Raw genomic sequence first — 2,870 nt, forward strand, 5'->3', positions numbered from 1 at the left:
GAATAAGGGAGTTTTTATTTTTACAACGAAAATTACCTTTAATTGTTATAATTGGTTATTAGGGGGTGTTGTTTTATCAATGCATAGTCAAAGAAGAATATCAGCTAAATCGTATATAAAACCGTTATATAACATAATCGCAACCGTAAGTTGACAAAGTGCAACCGCAGGAAGATAGAGATGAGAGCAATGTTTACATACAATTTAGTTAAGAAAGAAAAGGGGGATACACATATGGGATTTGGTGAGAAGTTATTTAAATTAAGAAAGGAAAAGGGCCTCTCTCAAGAAGCATTAGCTGAAAATTTAAACACAACAAGGCAAGCAGTTAGTAAATGGGAGAATGGTCAAGGTTTTCCTGAAACTGAAAAACTAATAATGATTGGAAATATATTTGAAGTCTCTCTTGATTACTTATTAAAAGAAACTGCTGAGCAAAGTAATGAAAAGGAAAATGGTTATTATGTAAGTAAGGAAATGGCGGAAGGGTATGTAGTGTATGGGCAAAAAATTTCTAAATATATCGCATTAGGATTTAGCTTGCTTATTTTATCTACAATACCGTATTTATTATTTAAAGAAAATGCAACAATGTCTACATTCCTTGTCATTATCATTGCTGTCCTTGGAATTGGAGCGATGATGGTACCTGTAACGATAGAAGAGAGTCGATACAATGTATTAAAAAAGGAAGAACTACTATTTCATCAAAACTTTCTAAAAGAATTGACAAAAAGATATGCGACTATTAAGAAGAAGTATGCGGCAGTAGTGATCGTTGGATTTTGTTTTATCGCGGTAGGAGCAATACCATTTTTGTTTGAGAAAAAGCATATCACTTCAGGAGAGCTCGTGCAGTATTATCCTTACTGTGTTGTTCTTATTGCTATAGGTTTCTATCTTTTCGTTCGTGTTTTAGGAGTGTTAGAAACGTATAAACTTTTAGTTGAAAATGAAGAGTACAGTAATCGTTTCATTTTTAAGTTAAAAAAGAAAGTAAGAAAAAAGGTAGATAGTTTTTAAATTGGAGAGAACCATGTTTTGTATCGTGTGTATTTAAAACATGGTTCTTATTTAGTAGAATTATTTCCAAAGAAATAATTCAGAAAATACAGAAAATGTCGTAATTATTTGTAGAAGTCTGTTATAATGAACGAAATGAAAACGCTTTAAAGGGAGGATGTAAACAATATGATGATGAATGTACCTCTAACAATTAGTTCTATGATGGAAAGGGCAGAAAAACTATTCCCAAAGAAAGAAATCATTTCACGGACACATGATACAGTTACGACATTAACGTATAAGCAGCTAGGGGAAAGGACAAGAAGACTTTCCAGTGCGTTAAAAAAGCTTGGAATTAAAGAAGGCGAGCGCATAGGAACGTTAGCGTGGAATCATCATCGACATGTAGAAGCATATTTTGCTATTCCAGGTATTGCTTCCGTATTACACACAATTAATATTCGTTTATCTCCTCAACATATTTCATACATTATTCAACATGCAGAAGATCGTATTTTACTTATTGATGAAGATCTTGTACCACTCATTGAGAATATCCAGTCTGAATTATCGACTGTACAAGCATATATTATTATGACTGATAAAGAGGAGCTCCCAAAAACTACCCTTCAGCCTGTATATCATTATGAGAAACTTTTAGAAGACGGCGACCCAAATTTCCAATTTGTTAAAGATATTGATGAAAATACACCTGCTGGTATGTGTTATACGTCAGCGACTACAGGGAATCCAAAAGGTGTTGTTTATACACATCGTAGTACAGTGTTGCACTGTATGGCACTTGGATTAGCGGATACGACAGCTTTATCGGAAAGTGATGCAGCAATGGCTATTGTGCCAATGTTTCATGTGAACGCTTGGGGACTTCCTTTTGCAGCTACTTGGTTTGGGTCAAAACAAGTTCTTCCGGGACCGATGTTTACTCCGAAAATTTTATTAGAAATGATTCAAACTGAAAAAGTAACGATAGCTGCGGGTGTGCCGACAATTTGGCTTGGTGTTTTACAAGAGTTAGAAAATAATAGTTATGATTTATCTAGTATAACGAGATTACTATGCGGAGGCGCAGCTGCACCGAAAAGCGTTATTAAAGCGTTTGAGCAAAAATATAATGTTCCTTTCGTACATGCATATGGCATGACTGAAACGAGTCCACTCGTAACGCTTGCACGTCTAAAAAGCTATGAAACAGATTTGGCGTATGAAGAACAACTTGAGATAAGATCGAAGCAAGGATATCTTGTCCCTGGTGTAGAGATGAAAGTAGTCGGTACAAATGGTGAAGTGAAGTGGGATGGTACGGAGATGGGAGAACTATGTTTACGAGCGCCATGGATCGCTGCAAGCTATTATAACGATGAGTGTACGGTGGAAGGGTTCCGTGATGGATGGTTATATACTGGCGATGTCGTTACAGTCGATGAGGAAGGTTGCGTCAAAATTGTTGATCGTACGAAGGATGTTATTAAAAGCGGTGGGGAATGGATTTCCTCCGTTGACCTTGAAAATGCTCTAATGGCACATGACGCTATATTTGAAGCGGCTGTCGTTGCAGTTCCTCATCCCCAGTGGCAAGAGCGTCCAGTTGCCTGCGTTGTTCAAAAGAAAAATAGTACGGTTACAAAAGAAGAGATATATGAGTTTTTAAAACCGCAGTTTGCGAAGTGGTGGTTACCAGATGATATTGTATTTATGGAAGAAATACCGAAAACATCTGTTGGAAAGTTTTTAAAACAGGCACTTCGAAAAGAACTTGAGTATTTGCATAAAGAGAAATAATTGAATTTATAATTGTAAACCGTTACGAAAATTAAGTTGACAAAAGTTAAATAGAAAGATAATAT

Annotated in this window: 2 protein-coding genes; both read left to right on the forward strand. The window is 35.8% G+C overall.

The features are described 5' to 3' along the window. Positions 1–234 precede the first annotated feature (234 nt). Positions 235–1,023: a helix-turn-helix domain-containing protein gene (locus AB3X48_RS20500; protein WP_290371258.1), complete on the forward strand. Its 789-nt coding sequence runs from the start codon at positions 235–237 to the stop codon at positions 1,021–1,023. Positions 1,024–1,191: 168 nt separating this feature from the next. Then, positions 1,192–2,805: a long-chain fatty acid--CoA ligase gene (locus AB3X48_RS20505; RefSeq protein WP_367959875.1), complete on the forward strand. Its 1,614-nt coding sequence runs from the start codon at positions 1,192–1,194 to the stop codon at positions 2,803–2,805. Positions 2,806–2,870: the final 65 nt, after the last annotated feature.

The organism is Bacillus sp. S4 (assembly GCF_040838205.1).
In the GTDB taxonomy this organism is placed as follows: Bacteria; Bacillota; Bacilli; order Bacillales; family Bacillaceae_G; genus Bacillus_A; species Bacillus_A cereus_U.